The 16,745-nt window shown below is 40.6% G+C and carries 14 protein-coding genes; 13 read left to right on the forward strand and 1 reads right to left on the reverse strand.

Annotated features, from left to right (window positions below; translation table 11 throughout):
• The first annotated feature begins 49 nt into the window (after nucleotides 1-49).
• The 10 genes from murF to ileS all read left to right on the forward strand — a co-directional run bounded on the left by murF (nucleotide 50) and on the right by ileS (nucleotide 11,283).
• Nucleotides 50-1,423: a UDP-N-acetylmuramoyl-tripeptide--D-alanyl-D-alanine ligase gene (murF, locus tag O3664_RS00305; protein WP_371613452.1), complete on the forward strand. Its 1,374-nt coding sequence runs from the start codon at nucleotides 50-52 to the stop codon at nucleotides 1,421-1,423.
• A gap of 94 nt (nucleotides 1,424-1,517) precedes the next feature.
• Nucleotides 1,518-2,222, forward strand: coding sequence for a TIGR02206 family membrane protein (locus O3664_RS00310; protein ID WP_049502428.1), 705 nt, complete (start codon nucleotides 1,518-1,520; stop codon nucleotides 2,220-2,222).
• A gap of 215 nt (nucleotides 2,223-2,437) precedes the next feature.
• Complete coding sequence (gene ftsA / locus O3664_RS00315; RefSeq protein WP_371613453.1) at nucleotides 2,438-3,817, forward strand: cell division protein FtsA; 1,380 nt, start codon at nucleotides 2,438-2,440, stop codon at nucleotides 3,815-3,817.
• A gap of 17 nt (nucleotides 3,818-3,834) precedes the next feature.
• A complete protein-coding gene (ftsZ, locus tag O3664_RS00320) occupies nucleotides 3,835-5,091 on the forward strand; it encodes a cell division protein FtsZ (protein ID WP_049511014.1) in 1,257 nt (418 codons plus the stop codon).
• A 4-nt stretch (nucleotides 5,092-5,095) separates the two neighbouring features.
• Nucleotides 5,096-5,767, forward strand: coding sequence for a YggS family pyridoxal phosphate-dependent enzyme (locus O3664_RS00325; protein WP_371613454.1), 672 nt, complete (start codon nucleotides 5,096-5,098; stop codon nucleotides 5,765-5,767).
• Nucleotides 5,768-5,776: 9 nt separating this feature from the next.
• Nucleotides 5,777-6,310 carry a cell division protein SepF gene (locus O3664_RS00330; RefSeq protein WP_371613455.1) on the forward strand — a complete coding sequence of 178 codons (534 nt, stop codon included), beginning with the start codon at nucleotides 5,777-5,779 and terminating at the stop codon, nucleotides 6,308-6,310.
• Nucleotides 6,310-6,573, forward strand: a complete 264-nt coding sequence (locus tag O3664_RS00335) for a YggT family protein (protein ID WP_004257761.1) — start codon at nucleotides 6,310-6,312, stop codon at nucleotides 6,571-6,573. The genes O3664_RS00330 and O3664_RS00335 overlap by 1 nt, the downstream gene beginning before the upstream one ends.
• Nucleotides 6,570-7,355 carry an RNA-binding protein gene (locus tag O3664_RS00340; RefSeq protein ID WP_371613456.1) on the forward strand — a complete coding sequence of 262 codons (786 nt, stop codon included), beginning with the start codon at nucleotides 6,570-6,572 and terminating at the stop codon, nucleotides 7,353-7,355. The genes O3664_RS00335 and O3664_RS00340 overlap by 4 nt, the downstream gene beginning before the upstream one ends.
• A gap of 8 nt (nucleotides 7,356-7,363) precedes the next feature.
• Nucleotides 7,364-8,239 carry a DivIVA domain-containing protein gene (locus tag O3664_RS00345; protein ID WP_001123210.1) on the forward strand — a complete coding sequence of 292 codons (876 nt, stop codon included), beginning with the start codon at nucleotides 7,364-7,366 and terminating at the stop codon, nucleotides 8,237-8,239.
• 251 nt (nucleotides 8,240-8,490) lie between these two features.
• Nucleotides 8,491-11,283 (forward strand): isoleucine--tRNA ligase, encoded by a 2,793-nt coding sequence (gene ileS / locus O3664_RS00350; RefSeq protein ID WP_371613457.1) that lies wholly within the window; start codon nucleotides 8,491-8,493, stop codon nucleotides 11,281-11,283.
• Between the two features lie 340 nt (nucleotides 11,284-11,623).
• Here the strand turns inward: ileS and O3664_RS00355 are convergent, their stop codons facing one another.
• The gene (locus tag O3664_RS00355; RefSeq protein WP_371613458.1) at nucleotides 11,624-12,415 is read right to left on the reverse strand and encodes a DUF4037 domain-containing protein; all 792 of its coding nucleotides are present in this window, start codon (nucleotides 12,413-12,415) and stop codon (nucleotides 11,624-11,626) included.
• Nucleotides 12,416-12,641: 226 nt separating this feature from the next.
• Between O3664_RS00355 and O3664_RS00360 the strand changes: the two genes are divergently transcribed.
• The 3 genes from O3664_RS00360 (at nucleotide 12,642) to O3664_RS00370 (ending at nucleotide 16,745) form a co-directional block, all read left to right on the forward strand.
• A complete protein-coding gene (locus O3664_RS00360; RefSeq protein WP_000240129.1) occupies nucleotides 12,642-13,334 on the forward strand; it encodes a phosphoglycerate mutase in 693 nt (230 codons plus the stop codon).
• A gap of 52 nt (nucleotides 13,335-13,386) precedes the next feature.
• Nucleotides 13,387-15,798, forward strand: a complete 2,412-nt coding sequence (locus O3664_RS00365) for a glycoside hydrolase N-terminal domain-containing protein (protein ID WP_371613459.1) — start codon at nucleotides 13,387-13,389, stop codon at nucleotides 15,796-15,798.
• Nucleotides 15,799-16,043: 245 nt separating this feature from the next.
• Nucleotides 16,044-16,745: an ABC transporter ATP-binding protein gene (locus O3664_RS00370; protein WP_371613460.1), complete on the forward strand. Its 702-nt coding sequence runs from the start codon at nucleotides 16,044-16,046 to the stop codon at nucleotides 16,743-16,745.

The following is a 16,745-nucleotide window of genomic DNA, read 5'->3' on the forward strand; positions in this document are numbered from 1 at the left end:
GCAAGGTGACTAGAGTTCTCGAGCTTCGACCCTTTTTAAAGGAGTAGAAATGAAATTAACAATCCATGAAGTGGCTCAAGTTGTAGGAGCTAAAAATGATATCAGCATCTTTGAGGACACCCAGTTAGAGAAGGCCGAGTTTGACAGTCGTCTGATTGCGACAGGAGATTTATTTGTCCCCCTCAAAGGTGCGCGTGACGGTCATGACTTTATAGAAACAGCCTTTGAAAATGGCGCTGCTGCAACCCTGTCTGAGAAAGAGGTCGCAAATCATCCCTACATTCTAGTAGCTGACGTTTTGGCTGCCTTTCAATCCCTAGCTGCCTACTATCTTGAAAAAACAGCAGTTGATGTCTTTGCGGTCACAGGTTCAAATGGTAAAACAACGACCAAGGATATGTTAGCGCACTTGCTATCAACAACCTACAAAACTTACAAAACACAAGGTAACTACAATAATGAGATTGGTCTTCCTTACACGGTTCTTCACATGCCTGAAGGAACAGAAAAGTTGGTCTTGGAGATGGGACAGGATCACTTGGGAGATATTCATCTCTTATCAGAATTGGCTCATCCAAAAACAGCCATCGTGACCTTGGTTGGAGAAGCCCATTTGGCCTTTTTCAAAGACCGTTCTGAGATTGCTAAAGGAAAAATGCAAATTGTTGATGGCATGTCGTCTGGTTCCTTGCTTTTAGCGCCAACTGACACTATTGTAGAGGACTACTTGCCAACTGATAAAAAGGTAGTTCGTTTTGGGCAAGGGGCAGAGTTGGAAATTACCGACTTGGTTGAGCGTAAGGATAGCTTGACCTTTAAGGCCAATTTCTTGGAGCAACCCCTTGATTTGCCAGTGACTGGTAAGTACAATGCCACCAATGCTATGATTGCATCCTATGTTGCCCTGCAAGAAGGAGTTTCAGAGGAGCAAATTCGTCAGGCCTTCCAAAATCTTGAATTGACGCGTAACCGTACCGAGTGGAAGAAAGCGGCCAATGGAGCAGATATTCTGTCTGACGTATACAATGCCAATCCAACTGCTATGAAGCTGATTTTAGAGACTTTCTCTGCCATTCCAGCCAACGAAGGTGGCAAGAAAATCGCTGTCTTGGCGGACATGAAGGAACTTGGTGACCAGTCTATTCAACTCCATAATCAGATGATTTTGAGCCTTTCTCCAGATGTGCTTGATACAGTTATTTTCTATGGAGAAGACATTGCTGAATTAGCCCAATTGGCTAGTCAAATGTTCCCAATCGGCCACGTTTACTACTTCAAGAAAACAGAAAACCAAGACCAATTTGAAGACCTAGTTAAGCAGGTCAAAGAAAGCCTTGGAGTGCATGACCAAATCCTGCTCAAGGGCTCTAACTCTATGAATTTGGCCAAGTTGGTAGAAAGTTTAGAAAATGAAGCTAAGTGATTTTGTCAAACATTTACGTATTTCTAAATTCATTTTTGACAAATAGCATGGTATAATAAAATGCAGGAAAATTTTGAAACATGAGGAAGACTAGATGAATTTATGGGATATTTTCTTTACGACCCAAGCAACAGAGCCACCCAAGTTTGATCTTTTTTGGTATGTCAGTATATTTACACTCTTGGCCTTGACCTTTTATACAGCCTATCGTTATCGTGAAAAGAAGGCTTATCAACGATTTTTCCAAATCTTGCAGGCAGTTCAGTTAATCCTTCTTTATGGATGGTACGGGGTTAATCATATGCCATTGTCAGAAAGCTTACCCTTTTACCATTGCCGTATGGCTATGTTTGTGGTGCTTTTGCTTCCTGGTCAGTCTAAATATAGGCAGTATTTTGCATTACTAGGAACATTTGGGACATTAGCTGCCTTTGTTTATCCAGTGCCAGATCCCTATCCTTTCCCACATATTGCCATTTTGTCCTTTATCTTTGGGCACTTAGCTCTCTTGGGGAACTCACTGGTTTATCTCTTGAGACAGTACGATGCGAGAATGCTAGATGTGAAAAGAATTTTTCTCATGACCTTTGCATTAAATGCCTTGATTTTTGTGGTCAATTTAGTAACAGGTGGAGATTACGGATTCTTGACAAAACCACCATTGGTTGGAGACCATGGCTTAGTAGCTAATTATTTAATCGTTTCCCTGGCCTTATCAGCAGCGATTACGTTAACAAAGAAAATCTTGGAACTATTTTTAGAGCAAGAAGCAGAAAAAATGATTGCAAAGAAAGCTTAGAAATGAGCTTTCTTTTTTTCATAAATCTGATTTTTTTATAACTTGTTTGGAAAATAAAAAAAGCTAAGGAAAGAATGTGAAAAAATGGTAAGTAAATTTAGGAAAAACTAAGCACGATTGGATTTTTTGTGTTATAATATTCTGTGAATAGCTATGCCCTATTTTAGCTATATTGAATAGAAGTTTGAAACTTGGAAGAGAGAGGATGCGATGTAATGGCTAGAGATGGTTTTTTTACAGGCTTAGATATCGGAACTAATTCGATTAAAGTATTGGTTGCCGAGCATAGAAATGGTGAACTAAACGTAATTGGTGTAAGTAATGCCAAGAGTAAAGGTGTAAAGGATGGGATTATCGTTGATATTGAAGCAGCAGCAACTGCTATCAAGTCAGCTATTTCCCAAGCAGAAGAGAAAGCTGGCATTTCAATCAAATCAGTGAATGTTGGTTTGCCTGGAAATCTTTTGCAGGTAGAACCAACTCAAGGTATGATTCCAGTTACATCTGATACAAAAGAAATTACAGATCAAGATGTTGAAAATGTTGTTAAATCAGCCTTGACAAAGAGTATGACACCAGATCGTGAAGTCATTACTTTTATTCCAGAAGAATTTATCGTAGATGGTTTCCAAGGTATTCGTGACCCACGTGGTATGATGGGGGTTCGTCTTGAAATGCGTGGTTTGCTTTACACAGGTCCACGTACTATTCTTCACAATTTACGTAAAACAGTTGAGCGCTCAGGTGTTCAAGTTGAAAATATTATTATTTCACCATTGGCTTTGGTTCGTTCAGTCTTGAACGAAGGAGAGCGTGAATTTGGAGCTACTGTGATTGATATGGGAGCAGGTCAAACAACTGTTGCTACAATCCGTAACCAAGAACTCCAGTTTACAAATATTCTTCAAGAAGGTGGAGATTATGTCACAAAAGATATCTCTAAAGTTTTGAAGACTTCACAGAAATTAGCTGAAGGATTGAAATTGAACTATGGTGAAGCCTACCCTTCACTTGCAAGCAATGAAACCTTCCAAGTTGAAGTAATTGGTGAAGTAGAACCTGTAGAAGTTACAGAAAGCTACCTAGCAGAGATTATTTCAGCCCGCATTAAGCACATTTTTGAACAAATCAAACAAGAGTTGGAAAGAAGACATTTGTTGGATCTTCCAGGTGGGATTGTTCTGATTGGTGGAAATGCTATTTTACCAGGTATTGTAGAACTTGCACAGGAAGTCTTTGGCGTTGGTGTCAAACTTTACGTTCCAAATCAAGTTGGAATCCGTAATCCTGCCTTTGCTCATGTGATTAGCTTGTCTGAATTTGCTGGTCAATTGACTGAAGTGCATTTGTTAGCACAACGAGCAGTCAAGGGTGAAGATACTTTGCGTCACCAACCAATTAATTTTGGTGGGATGATTCAACGTGTTACGCAGGTAGCACAACCGACCCCTATTCAATCAGTTCAAAATACTGAGGTAGAGCAATCAGCTTCTACGAACGTAGTTGCTCCGAAAGAAGATAAAGTATCTTCTCAAAATAAACCAAAAATCGCAGATCGTTTCCGTGGCTTAATCGGAAGTATGTTTGATGAATAAAAGAGGAAAAATAAACTATGACATTTTCATTTGATACAGCGGCTGCTCAAGGTGCAGTGATTAAAGTAATCGGTGTTGGTGGAGGTGGTGGTAACGCCATTAACCGCATGGTTGACGAAGGTGTTGCAGGCGTAGAATTTATCGCAGCAAACACAGATGTACAAGCTTTGAGTAGTACAAAAGCTGAGACTGTAATTCAGTTAGGCCCTAAATTGACTCGTGGTTTGGGTGCTGGCGGTCGACCTGAAGTTGGTCAAAAGGCAGCTGAAGAAAGCGAAGAAGCCTTGACTCAAGCTATTACTGGAGCAGATATGGTCTTCATTACTGCAGGTATGGGAGGGGGCTCTGGTACTGGTGCAGCTCCTGTTATTGCCCGCATTGCTAAAGATTTGGGTGCTCTTACAGTTGGTGTTGTGACACGTCCTTTCGGTTTTGAAGGAAGCAAACGTGGTCAGTATGCTGTAGAAGGAATCAATCAACTTCGTGAGCATGTGGATACTCTATTGATTATTTCAAACAACAACTTGCTTGAAATTGTTGATAAGAAAACTCCACTTCTTGAAGCTCTTAGCGAAGCAGATAACGTACTTCGCCAAGGTGTTCAAGGGATTACGGACTTGATTACAAATCCTGGTTTGATTAACCTTGACTTTGCCGATGTGAAAACAGTTATGGCAAATAAAGGGAATGCCTTAATGGGTATCGGTATCGGTAGTGGAGAAGAACGTGTGGTAGAAGCAGCTCGTAAGGCAATTTACTCACCACTTCTTGAAACAACTATTGACGGTGCCGAGGATGTCATTGTCAACGTTACTGGTGGACTTGACTTGACTTTGATTGAAGCAGAAGAAGCTTCAGAAATCGTCAACCAAGCAGCTGGTCAAGGAGTGAACATCTGGCTCGGAACATCTATCGATGAAAACATGAAAGATGAAATCCGTGTTACAGTCGTTGCAACTGGTGTTCGTCAAGATCGTGTGGAAAAAGTTGTGGGCCATGCACCAAGACAAGCTGTCCGTCATGAACAAGTAAGTCCTAGTCATGCACACAATCATAATCGTCAGTTTGATATGGCTGAAACTGCAGAAATTCCAAGTCCAGCACCTCGCCGTACAGAAACTTCTCAAACTTCAGCATTTGGTGATTGGGACTTGCGTCGTGAGACAATTGTTCGACCAACTGATTCAGTGGTATCACCAGTTGAACGTTTCGAAGCGCCATCTTTACACGATGAGGATGAATTAGACACTCCTCCATTTTTCAAAAATCGTTAAGTAAATGAATTTGAAAGAAAATACAGAACGTGTTTTTCAACAAATAAAAGATGCAAGTCAGCAGTCAGGAAGAGAAGCCAATTCTGTTTCGGTTGTTGCTGTTACAAAATATGTAGACGTACCGACAGCGGAGGCTTTGCTTCCGCTAGGTGTGCATCATATTGGTGAAAATCGTGTAGATAAATTTCTTGAGAAATATCAAGCTTTAAAAGATAGAAATATCACCTGGCATTTGATTGGAACCTTGCAAAGACGCAAGGTCAAAGATGTCATTCAGTATGTTGATTATTTCCACGCTTTGGATTCATTAAAGCTAGCAGAGGAAATTCAAAAAAGAAGTGACAGAGTTGTTAAGTGTTTCTTACAAGTAAATATCTCAAGGGAAGAGAGCAAACATGGTTTTTCAAGGGAAGAACTATTAGAGCTCTTGCCAGAATTGGCCACCTTAGATAAAATTGAATATGTCGGCTTGATGACCATGGCTCCTTTTGAAGCTAGTAGTGATGAGTTGAAAGAAATTTTTAAAGCTACGCAGGATTTGCAACTAGAAATTAGAGAAAAACAAATTCCCAATATGCCAATGACGGACTTGAGTATGGGTATGAGTCGTGACTACAAGGAAGCGATTGAATTTGGCTCAACATTTGTCAGAATTGGTACAGCATTTTTTAAATAGGAAAGAAATATGTCTTTAAAAGATAGATTTGATAAATTTATAGATTATTTTACAGAAGATGGAGAAGATGTTGGTAATGCATATCAGCCTAAAGCTGAAGAGCCGATTGTAACTCCAGTCCCTTCTGTTCAAGAGTTGCCTCAACAAGCTGCTAGCACGCCATCTAAAGATAAAAACATCACTCGTCTTCATGCCCGTCAACAAGAGTTGGCTATGCAAAGTCAACGTTCTACTGATAAGGTGACAATTGATGTTCGTTATCCACGTAAATACGAAGATGCCACAGATATTGTTGATTTATTAGCTGGTAACGAAAGTATTTTGATTGATTTCCAATATATGACAGAAGTTCAAGCACGTCGTTGTTTGGACTATCTGGATGGGGCGCGTCACGTTTTAGCTGGTAACATGAAAAAGGTAGCATCTACTATGTACCTGCTGACACCAGTTGATGTTGTCGTCAATATTGAAGACATCAAAATTCCAGATGAATCACAAAATGGTGAATTTGGCTTTGATATGAAACGTACGAGAGTGAGATAATGATCTTTCTCATTCGTTTTGTTCAAAATGCAGTGGATATCTATTCACTGATTTTAATCGTGTTTGCTCTGATGTCTTGGTTTCCTAATGCTTATGAATCACGTCTTGGACGCTTGATTATTAGTTTAGTGAAACCGATAATAGCTCCCTTGCAACGTTTGCCCCTCCAGATTGCAGGTCTTGACTTGTCTGTCTGGATTGCGGTATTACTAGTTCACTTCCTAGGGGAACAGTTGATTCGACTTTTAGTGATCTTTCTATGAACAAGATGATTTATCAACACTTTTCTAAGAATGATTCGTCTTTTATTGATAAGGGATTAGAATGGATAAAAAAGGTAGAAGATTCTTATTCTCCTTTTTTAACACCTTTTGTAAATCCCCATCAAGAAAAGATTTTAAAGGTGCTAGCATCAACCAACGGCATCTCCTACATGAGCAGTCGGCAGTTTCTTGAAACTGAATATGTACGGGTACTCCTGTATCCTGATTATTTTGAGCCGGAATTCTCTGATTTTGAACTATCCTTGCAAGAAATAGTCTATCCTAATAAGTTTGAACGCCTAACGCATGCAAAAATATTAGGGACTGTTTTAAATCAGCTGGGAATTGATAGGAAGCTATTTGGTGATATCTTAGTCAACGAAGAGAGAGCCCAGATTATCATTAATCGACAGTTTACTCTCCTTTTTCAAGACGGTATTACGAAAATTGCTCGTCTACCGGTTCGTCTAGAAGAACGGGATTTTACTGAGAAGATTGATACAGTGGAGGACTATCAAGAATTAGATATTTGTATAGCTAGTTCTAGGTTAGATGTTTTTCTAGCTGGGGTCTTCAAGCTCTCTAGAAATCAGGCAAATCAGTTAATTGAAAAGCAGGCAGTTCAAGTCAATTACCATTTAGTTGAAAAATCAGATTATGCAGTTCAAGTTGGTGATTTGATTAGTGTAAGGAAATTTGGTCGATTGAAACTTGTTAGGGATAATGGGCAAACAAAAAAAGATAAAAAGAAATTAACGGTCCAATTGTTATTAAGTAAGTGAGGAAAATTATGCCAATTACATCGTTAGAAATCAAAGATAAAACCTTTAGCACACGCTTTAGAGGGTTTGATCAAGAAGAAGTAGATGAATTTTTAGATATTGTAGTCCGTGATTATGAAGATTTGGTTCGCTCTAATCATGATAAGGATTTACATATTAAGAGTTTGGAAGAGCGTTTGTCTTACTTTGATGAGATGAAAGATTCATTGAGCCAGTCTGTATTGATTGCACAAGATACAGCTGAACGAGTAAAACAAGCTGCAACTGAACGCTCAAACAATATTATCCAACAAGCAGAGCAGGATGCACAACGTTTGTTGGAAGAAGCTAAGTACAAGGCAAATGAAATTCTTCGTCAAGCAACTGATAATGCTAAGAAAGTTGCTGTTGAAACAGAAGAATTGAAGAACAAGAGCCGTGTTTTCCATCAACGTCTCAAATCTACAATTGAGAGCCAGTTAGCAATTGTTGAATCTTCAGATTGGGAAGACATTCTTCGTCCAACAGCGACTTATCTTCAAACAAGTGATGAAGCCTTCAAAGAAGTGGTAAGTGAAGTCTTAGGTGATTCTGTCTTACAACAACATCAAGAGGAAGAACCAATTGATATTACTCGTCAGTTTTCTCCCGAGGAAATGGCAGAGTTGCAAGCGCGTATCGAAGCAGCTAATAAGGAACTTGCGGAAGCCGAAGCTAGAGCTGAGCAAGAACAATTGGTTTCACCAGCTCCGGTTGTTGAAGAAAGTCCAGCTCATCCAGTTGGTCCAATGTATGAAGAGCCAGAAGTAGCTCCAAGCCATTACTCAGGACCAACACCAGCTACTGAAGCTGTAAACTCAGAACCAGGTTTTGCAGCACCGCAAGAATCTGTTACAATTTTATAAGAAATAATCTGAGAACAATATCTTATCCTTATATTTCCAGCGAGCAGGAGATGGTGTGAGTCCTGCATTCCCTAATGATAAGATTATCCTCTCAAACAATCAAGTCTGAATGAAGTAAGATTTGACGTTCCCCACGTTACGGGATAAGAGGAAAAAAGCTGAGTCTTTTTTCGAATAAAGGTGGTACCACGATTTTCGTCCTTTTTGGAAGTCGTGGTTTTTAATTTGTTATTATTTATAAAGGAGATACCATGAAACTCAAAGATACCCTTAACCTTGGGAAAACAGCTTTCCCAATGCGTGCAGGCCTTCCTACCAAAGAGCCAGTTTGGCAAAAGGAATGGGAAGATGCAAAACTTTATCAACGTCGTCAAGAATTGAACCAAGGAAAACCTCATTTCACCTTGCATGATGGTCCTCCATACGCGAACGGAAATATTCACGTTGGACACGCTATGAACAAGATTTCAAAAGATATCATTGTTCGTTCTAAGTCTATGTCAGGATTTTATGCTCCTTATATTCCAGGTTGGGATACACATGGTCTGCCAATCGAGCAAGTTTTGGCAAAACAAGGTATCAAACGCAAAGAAATGGACTTGGTTGAGTACTTGAAACTTTGCCGTGAATATGCTCTTTCTCAAGTAGATAAACAACGTGAAGACTTTAAACGTTTGGGTGTTTCTGGTGACTGGGAAAATCCATATGTGACTTTGACTCCTGACTATGAAGCAGCTCAAATCCGTGTATTTGGTGAGATGGCTAATAAAGGTTATATCTACCGTGGTGCTAAGCCAGTTTACTGGTCTTGGTCATCTGAGTCGGCTCTTGCTGAAGCAGAGATTGAATACCATGATTTGGTTTCAACTTCCCTTTACTATGCCAACAAGGTAAAAGATGGCAAAGGTGTTCTAGATACAGATACTTATATCGTAGTTTGGACAACAACTCCATTTACCATCACAGCTTCTCGTGGTTTGACTGTTGGTGCAGATATTGATTACGTTTTGGTTCAACCTGCTGGTGAAGCTCGTAAGTTTGTGGTTGCTGCAGAATTATTGACTAGCTTGTCTGAGAAATTTGGTTGGGCTGATGTTCAAGTTTTGGCAACTTACCGTGGTCAAGAACTCAACCATATCGTAACAGAACACCCATGGGATACAGCTGTAGATGAATTGGTTATTCTTGGTGACCACGTTACAACTGATTCTGGTACAGGTATCGTCCACACAGCCCCTGGTTTTGGTGAGGATGACTACAATGTCGGTATTGCTAATGGTCTTGAAGTCGCAGTGACTGTTGACGAACGTGGTATCATGATGAAGAATGCTGGTCCTGAGTTTGAAGGTCAATTCTATGAAAAGGTAGTTCCAACTGTTATCGAGAAACTTGGTAACCTCCTTCTTGCCCAAGAAGAAATCTCTCACTCATACCCATTTGACTGGCGTACTAAGAAACCAATCATCTGGCGTGCAGTACCACAATGGTTTGCCTCAGTTTCTAAATTCCGCCAAGAAATCTTGGATGAAATTGAAAAAGTGAAATTCCACTCAGAATGGGGTAAAGTCCGTCTTTACAATATGATTCGTGACCGTGGCGACTGGGTTATCTCTCGTCAACGTGCTTGGGGTGTTCCACTTCCTATCTTCTACGCTGAAGACGGTACAGCGATCATGACTGCTGAAACTATTGAACACGTGGCTCAACTCTTTGAGGAACATGGTTCAAGCATTTGGTGGGAACGTGATGCTAAGGACCTCTTGCCAGAAGGATTTACTCATCCAGGTTCACCAAATGGCGAGTTCAAAAAAGAAACTGATATCATGGACGTTTGGTTTGACTCAGGTTCATCATGGAATGGAGTTGTGGTAAACCGTCCTGAGTTAACTTACCCAGCAGACCTTTACCTAGAAGGTTCTGATCAATACCGTGGTTGGTTCAACTCATCACTCATCACATCTGTTGCCAACCATGGCGTAGCACCTTACAAACAAATTCTGTCACAAGGTTTTGCCCTTGATGGTAAAGGTGAGAAGATGTCTAAATCTCTTGGAAATACCATTGCTCCAAGTGATGTTGAAAAACAATTTGGTGCAGAAATCTTGCGTCTTTGGGTAACAAGTGTAGACTCAAGCAACGACGTGCGTATCTCTATGGATATCTTAAGCCAAGTCTCTGAAACTTACCGTAAGATCCGTAACACTCTTCGTTTCTTGATTGCCAATACCTCTGATTTTAACCCAGCTCAAGATGCAGTCGCTTACGATGAACTTCGTTCAGTTGATAAGTACATGACGATTCGCTTTAACCAGCTTGTCAAGACCATTCGTGATGCTTATGCAAACTTTGAATTCTTGACAATCTATAAAGCACTAGTGAACTTTATCAACGTTGACTTGTCAGCATTCTACCTTGATTTTGCTAAAGATGTTGTTTACATCGAAGGTGCCAAATCACTGGAACGCCGTCAAATGCAGACTGTCTTCTATGACATTCTTGTGAAAATCACCAAACTCTTGACACCAATCCTTCCTCATACAGCAGAGGAAATCTGGTCATACCTTGAGTTTGAAGCAGAAGACTTCGTTCAATTGTCAGAATTGCCAGAAGCACAAACTTTTGCTAATCAAGAAGAAATCTTGGATACATGGGCAGCCTTCATGGACTTCCGTGGACAAGCTCAAAAAGCCTTGGAAGAGGCTCGTAATGCCAAAGTTATCGGTAAATCACTTGAAGCACACTTGACAGTTTACCCAAATGAAGTGGTGAAAACTCTACTCGAAGCAGTAAACAGCAATGTGGCTCAACTTTTAATCGTGTCAGACTTGACTATCGCAGAAGGACCAGCTCCAGAAGCTGCTGTTAGCTTCGAAGATGTAGCCTTCACAGTAGAACGCGCTGCAGGTGATGTGTGTGACCGTTGCCGTCGTATCGACCCAACAACAGCAGAACGTAGCTACCACGCAGTCATCTGTGACCACTGTGCAAGCATCGTAGAAGAAAACTTTGCGGAAGCAGTAGCAGAAGGATTTGAAGAGAAATAAGGTTGAAAAGTCTAGGCAAAACTCAATTTGAGAAGAAAAGACAACTAATCTTATAGACTATAAAGCGCATTGTATCAAGGTTTTGAACACCTGATACGATGCGTTTTTATCATGTTAGAAGTTTATTGTCGTTTTCTTGTTTCAATTAATACTTTTCGAAAATCTCTTCAAACTACGTCAATGTCGCCTCACTGTACTTCAGCACAGCTTGCGACTAGCTTCCTAGTTTGCTTTTTGATTTTCATTTAGTATAACTTTAAATCGTTATATATTATGGAAATTTAAAAAGCTCATGAATCATCTGAAAAGTAGATTTCATGAGCTTTTATCTGTTGGTGTTCTAAATGGATTCATCAATCAAATGTTTAAGATTTGATAGGAGATGCTCCAAAGTTAGGACTGTTTTCTGCTGGTGATCTAGTTGGTAGAGATTTTGAAAGTAGTCTTGAATATCGTTTTCAAAATTTTGAGGTAGATGAGAGCAATTGTTTTTTGCGTACTGGAGCATGCGTTTTTCTCCTGGATGGATTTGCTCATTGAAGACAAAGAGCAAATCGAAATAAGAAGCGAAAAACTCGCTACTGCGGTGATTGATGCTGAGTAAGTCTTGGCGTTTGAGAGCTTTTTTGATTTGTCTTGAAAAAGCTGGCATAGCTTGGTCGAGAAGCAGGAATTGCTTGTTGATGATATTCTTTTTCAGCTCAGCTGGATAAGGAAGATTGTACTTTTTCTGGAGGGCAGCATAGTGACCATCTCGATCGTAGAGAATCTTGCTGTTGAGTAGATTGTACCACATACAAGTAGTGTAAGAATTCTGGGCTTGGTGCTCTAAAACTACGGCTTGTAAATCTTTGTCAAATTCGTCTAAAGAGCGGTAAATCAGCTCGATTTCGATACCATTATTGAGAACACAATCGTCTTCCAATTCCCAAAATTGATTACCGATTTCCATATAGGAGCAGTATTTACTGAGGATTTCTTCTCTGATGTCTGGCGAGAGGGGAGCACTGAGGTAGACATATACATCATAATCAGAGTCTTTGTCAAAATCTTGTCCGGCCCGTGAACCTCCTAGAACTAGAGCTTCTACTTGCTCTAGTTGAGCCAATTCTTTAAAGAGATGTTGTGGCATAATGTTAACCTTCTTTATTTTTTGACATCATTCTAACAAAAAGAAAAGAGATTAGCAAGGGTGAAATGGAAATTTCTTCTCATATATTTACTGATCTTGTTCAAAGCAATCCCACTGCCAAACAGTCGGTTCCTTTTTGGTTTTGACTAGCTTTTTTGTGAAAAATTGTGTAAAATAATAGATAAACGAGGGAAAACCTCGGAAAATTTAAAGGAGAATCCATCTAATGGTAAAATTGGTTTTTGCTCGCCACGGTGAGTCTGAATGGAACAAAGCTAACCTTTTCACTGGTTGGGCTGATGTTGATTTGTCTGAAAAAGGTACACAACAAGCGATTGACGCTGGTAAATTGATCAAAGAAGCTGGTATCGAATTTGACCAAGCTTATACTTCAGTATTGAAACGTGCGATCAAAACAACTAACTTGGCTCTTGAAGCTTCTGACCAATTGTGGGTTCCAGTTGAAAAATCATGGCGTTTGAACGAACGTCACTACGGTGGTTTAACTGGTAAAAACAAAGCTGAAGCTGCTGAACAATTTGGTGATGAGCAAGTTCACATCTGGCGTCGTTCATACGATGTATTGCCTCCAAACATGGATCGTGATGATGAGCACTCAGCTCACACAGACCGTCGTTACGCTTCACTTGACGATTCAGTTATTCCAGATGCTGAAAACTTGAAAGTGACTTTGGAACGTGCCCTTCCATTCTGGGAAGATAAAATCGCTCCAGCTCTTAAAGATGGTAAAAACGTATTCGTAGGAGCTCACGGTAACTCAATCCGTGCCCTTGTAAAACACATCAAAGGTTTGTCAGATGACGAAATCATGGACGTGGAAATCCCTAACTTCCCACCATTGGTATTCGAATTCGACGAAAAATTGAACGTAGTTTCTGAATACTACCTTGGAAAATAAAAAATTGTAAGTCTAGAATTGATTTCTAGGCTTTTTATGTTAGTATGGTAGTATGATAAGGAATAAAAAACAAGATTATGTATTGGCCTACAAGAGACCAGCTTCAACAACATATAAGGGTTGGGAAGAAGAGGCTTTACCAATAGGCAATGGTTCTTTAGGGGCAAAAGTATTTGGGATTATAGGGGCTGAGAGGATTCAATTTAATGAAAAAAGTCTCTGGTCTGGTGGTCCACTTCCTGATAGTTCCGATTATCAGGGTGGAAATCTTCAGGACCAGTATGGTTTTTTAGCTGAGATTCGGCAGGCTTTGGAAAAGAGAGATTACAATCGGGCTAAGGAACTGGCTGAACAGCACCTGATCGGGCCAAAAACGAGTCAATATGGGACCTATCTATCCTTTGGGGATATTCACATTGAGTTTAGCAAGCAAGGAAAGACTTTGTCTCAGGTAACGGATTACCAGAGACAGCTGAATATCAGTAAGGCGCTTGCGACGACTTCTTATGTCTATAAGGGAACGAAATTTGAACGTGAAGCTTTTGCGAGTTTTCCATATGATCTCTTGGTTCAGCGCTTTACTAAGGAAGGGGCGGAAACTCTAGATTTTACTATAGAACTGTCGCTAAGTCGTGATTTGGCTTCTGATGGAAAGTATGAGCAGGAGAAATCTGATTACAAGGAATGCAAGTTGGATATTACTGATTCTTATATCTTGATGAAGGGAAGAGTTAAGGACAATGACCTGCAGTTTGCTAGCTGTTTAGCTTGGGAAACAGATGGGGATATTAGAGTTTGGTCAGATAAGGCTCAGATATCAGGAGCCAGTTATGCCAATCTTTTCTTGGCTGCTAAGACTGATTTTGCCCAAAATCCTGCTAGTAATTATCGCAAGAAAATAGATTTAGAGAAACAGGTTAAGGACTTGGTGGAGATAGCTAAAGAAAAGGGCTATGCCCAATTGAAATCAAGGCATATTCAGGACTACCAAGCCTTATTCCAGCGTGTTCAATTGGATTTGGGGTATGATGTTGACACATCCACTACAGATGATTTGCTAAAAAATTATAAGCCACAAGCGGGGCAGGCTTTGGAGGAGTTGTTCTTCCAGTATGGACGGTATTTATTGATCAGCTCTTCCAGAGATTGTCCAGATGCTCTACCAGCTAACCTGCAAGGGGTCTGGAATGCAGTCGACAATCCTCCTTGGAATTCGGACTATCACCTGAATATCAATCTGCAGATGAATTATTGGCCAGCCTATGTTACCAATCTCCTAGAGACGGCTTTTCCGGTCATCAACTATATCGATGATTTGCGTGTTTATGGTCGTCTAGCGGCTGCAAGGTACGCAGGAATCGTCTCTCGGGAAGGAGAGGAGAATGGTTGGTTGGTACATACCCAAGCGACTCCTTTTGGCTGGACGGCACCTGGTTGGGATTACTATTGGGGTTGGTCTCCAGCTGCCAATGCGTGGATGATGCAAACCGTTTATGAAGCCTATTCATTTTATAGGGACCAAGACTATCTCAGGGAGAAAATTTATCCCATGTTGAGGGAAACGGTTCGTTTTTGGAATGATTTTTTACATGAGGATCAGCAGGCGCAACGTTGGGTGTCCTCTCCGTCTTATTCCCCAGAACATGGTCCGATTTCGATTGGCAATACCTATGACCAATCTCTGATTTGGCAGTTATTTCATGATTTTATTCAGGCTGCTCAGGAATTGGGTCTGGATGAGGACTTGTTGACTGAAGTCAAGGAGAAATTTGATTTACTAAATCCTTTGCAAATCACTCAATCTGGTCGAATCAGGGAGTGGTATGAGGAGGAAGAGCAGTATTTTCAAAATGAGAAAGTGGAGGCCCAGCATCGGCACGCTTCCCATCTAGTGGGACTCTATCCTGGCAATCTCTTTAGCTACAAGGGACAAGAGTATCTTGAAGCGGCGCGTGCTAGCCTCAATGATCGTGGAGATGGCGGCACAGGTTGGTCCAAGGCAAATAAGATCAATCTTTGGGCGCGTCTAGGAGATGGCAATCGAGCCCATAAATTATTAGCAGAGCAGTTAAAGTCATCCACCTTACAAAATCTTTGGTGTAGTCACCCTCCTTTTCAGATAGATGGTAATTTTGGTGCTACTAGTGGAATGGCAGAAATGTTACTCCAGTCTCATACAGCTTATCTGGTACCTCTAGCCGCCCTACCCGATGCATGGTCAACAGGTTCCGTTTCAGGCTTAATGGCACGTGGACATTTTGAAGTTAGCATGAGGTGGGCGGATAAAAAACTCTTACAGTTGACCATTTTATCAAGAAGTGGGGGAGAATTGCGAGTCTCTTATCCAGGTATTGAGAAGAGTGTGATTAAATTGGATAAAGAAAAAATAAAAGCGAAATGCATGGGGAAAGATTGTATTTCGGTGGCAACAGCAGAAGGTGATCTTGTTCAATTTTATTTTTAAGAAGGTGATAGAAGGCAGTAGTTTGAGACTGCCTTTTAATAAGGATTTGAGAATGTAAGCAGTTTCCAACTAGTTGAAAAAGCGTTATAATGGTAATAGGAAGTAATACTCAATGAAAATCAAAGAGCAAACTAGGAAGCTAGCCGCAGGTTGCTCAAAACAGTGTTTTGAGGTTGCAGATGGAAGCTGACGTGGTTTGAAGAGATTTTCGAGTAGTATAATTTGTTTGAGAGAGGGTGGGGCTTATGGCTTATATTGAGATGAAACACTGTTACAAGCGTTATCAGGTTGGGGACACGGAGATTGTGGCCAATCGTGATGTGAATTTTGAGATTGAAAAGGGTGAATTGGTTATTATTCTAGGTGCATCTGGTGCAGGCAAGTCAACGGTTCTTAACCTTCTTGGGGGAATGGATACCAATGATGAGGGGGAAATCTGGATAGATGGTGTTAATATTGCAGATTATAGTTCCCACCAGAGGACCAATTATCGTAGAAATGATGTCGGTTTTGTTTTTCAGTTTTATAATCTAGTTTCCAATCTAACCGCTAAGGAAAATGTGGAGTTGGCTTCAGAAATCGTGACAGATGCCTTGAATCCTGAACAGGTCTTGACAGATGTAGGTCTGGCTCATCGTCTCAATAACTTTCCAGCCCAGCTTTCTGGAGGGGAGCAACAGAGAGTCTCCATTGCACGCGCGGTAGCCAAAAATCCTAAAATTCTCCTTTGTGACGAACCGACAGGTGCCTTGGATTATCAGACGGGCAAGCAAGTCTTGAAAATTCTCCAAGATATGTCTCGTCAAAAGGGAACGACGGTGATCATCGTGACTCATAATGGAGCTTTGGCGCCCATTGCTGATCGTGTGATTCATATGCACGATGCCGGTGTCAAGGATGTGGTGATCAACCAGCATCCTCAGGATATTGACAGTTTGGAGTATTAG

This window comes from Streptococcus sp. 27098_8_109 (assembly GCF_041432295.1).
Lineage (GTDB): Bacteria > Bacillota > Bacilli > Lactobacillales > Streptococcaceae > Streptococcus.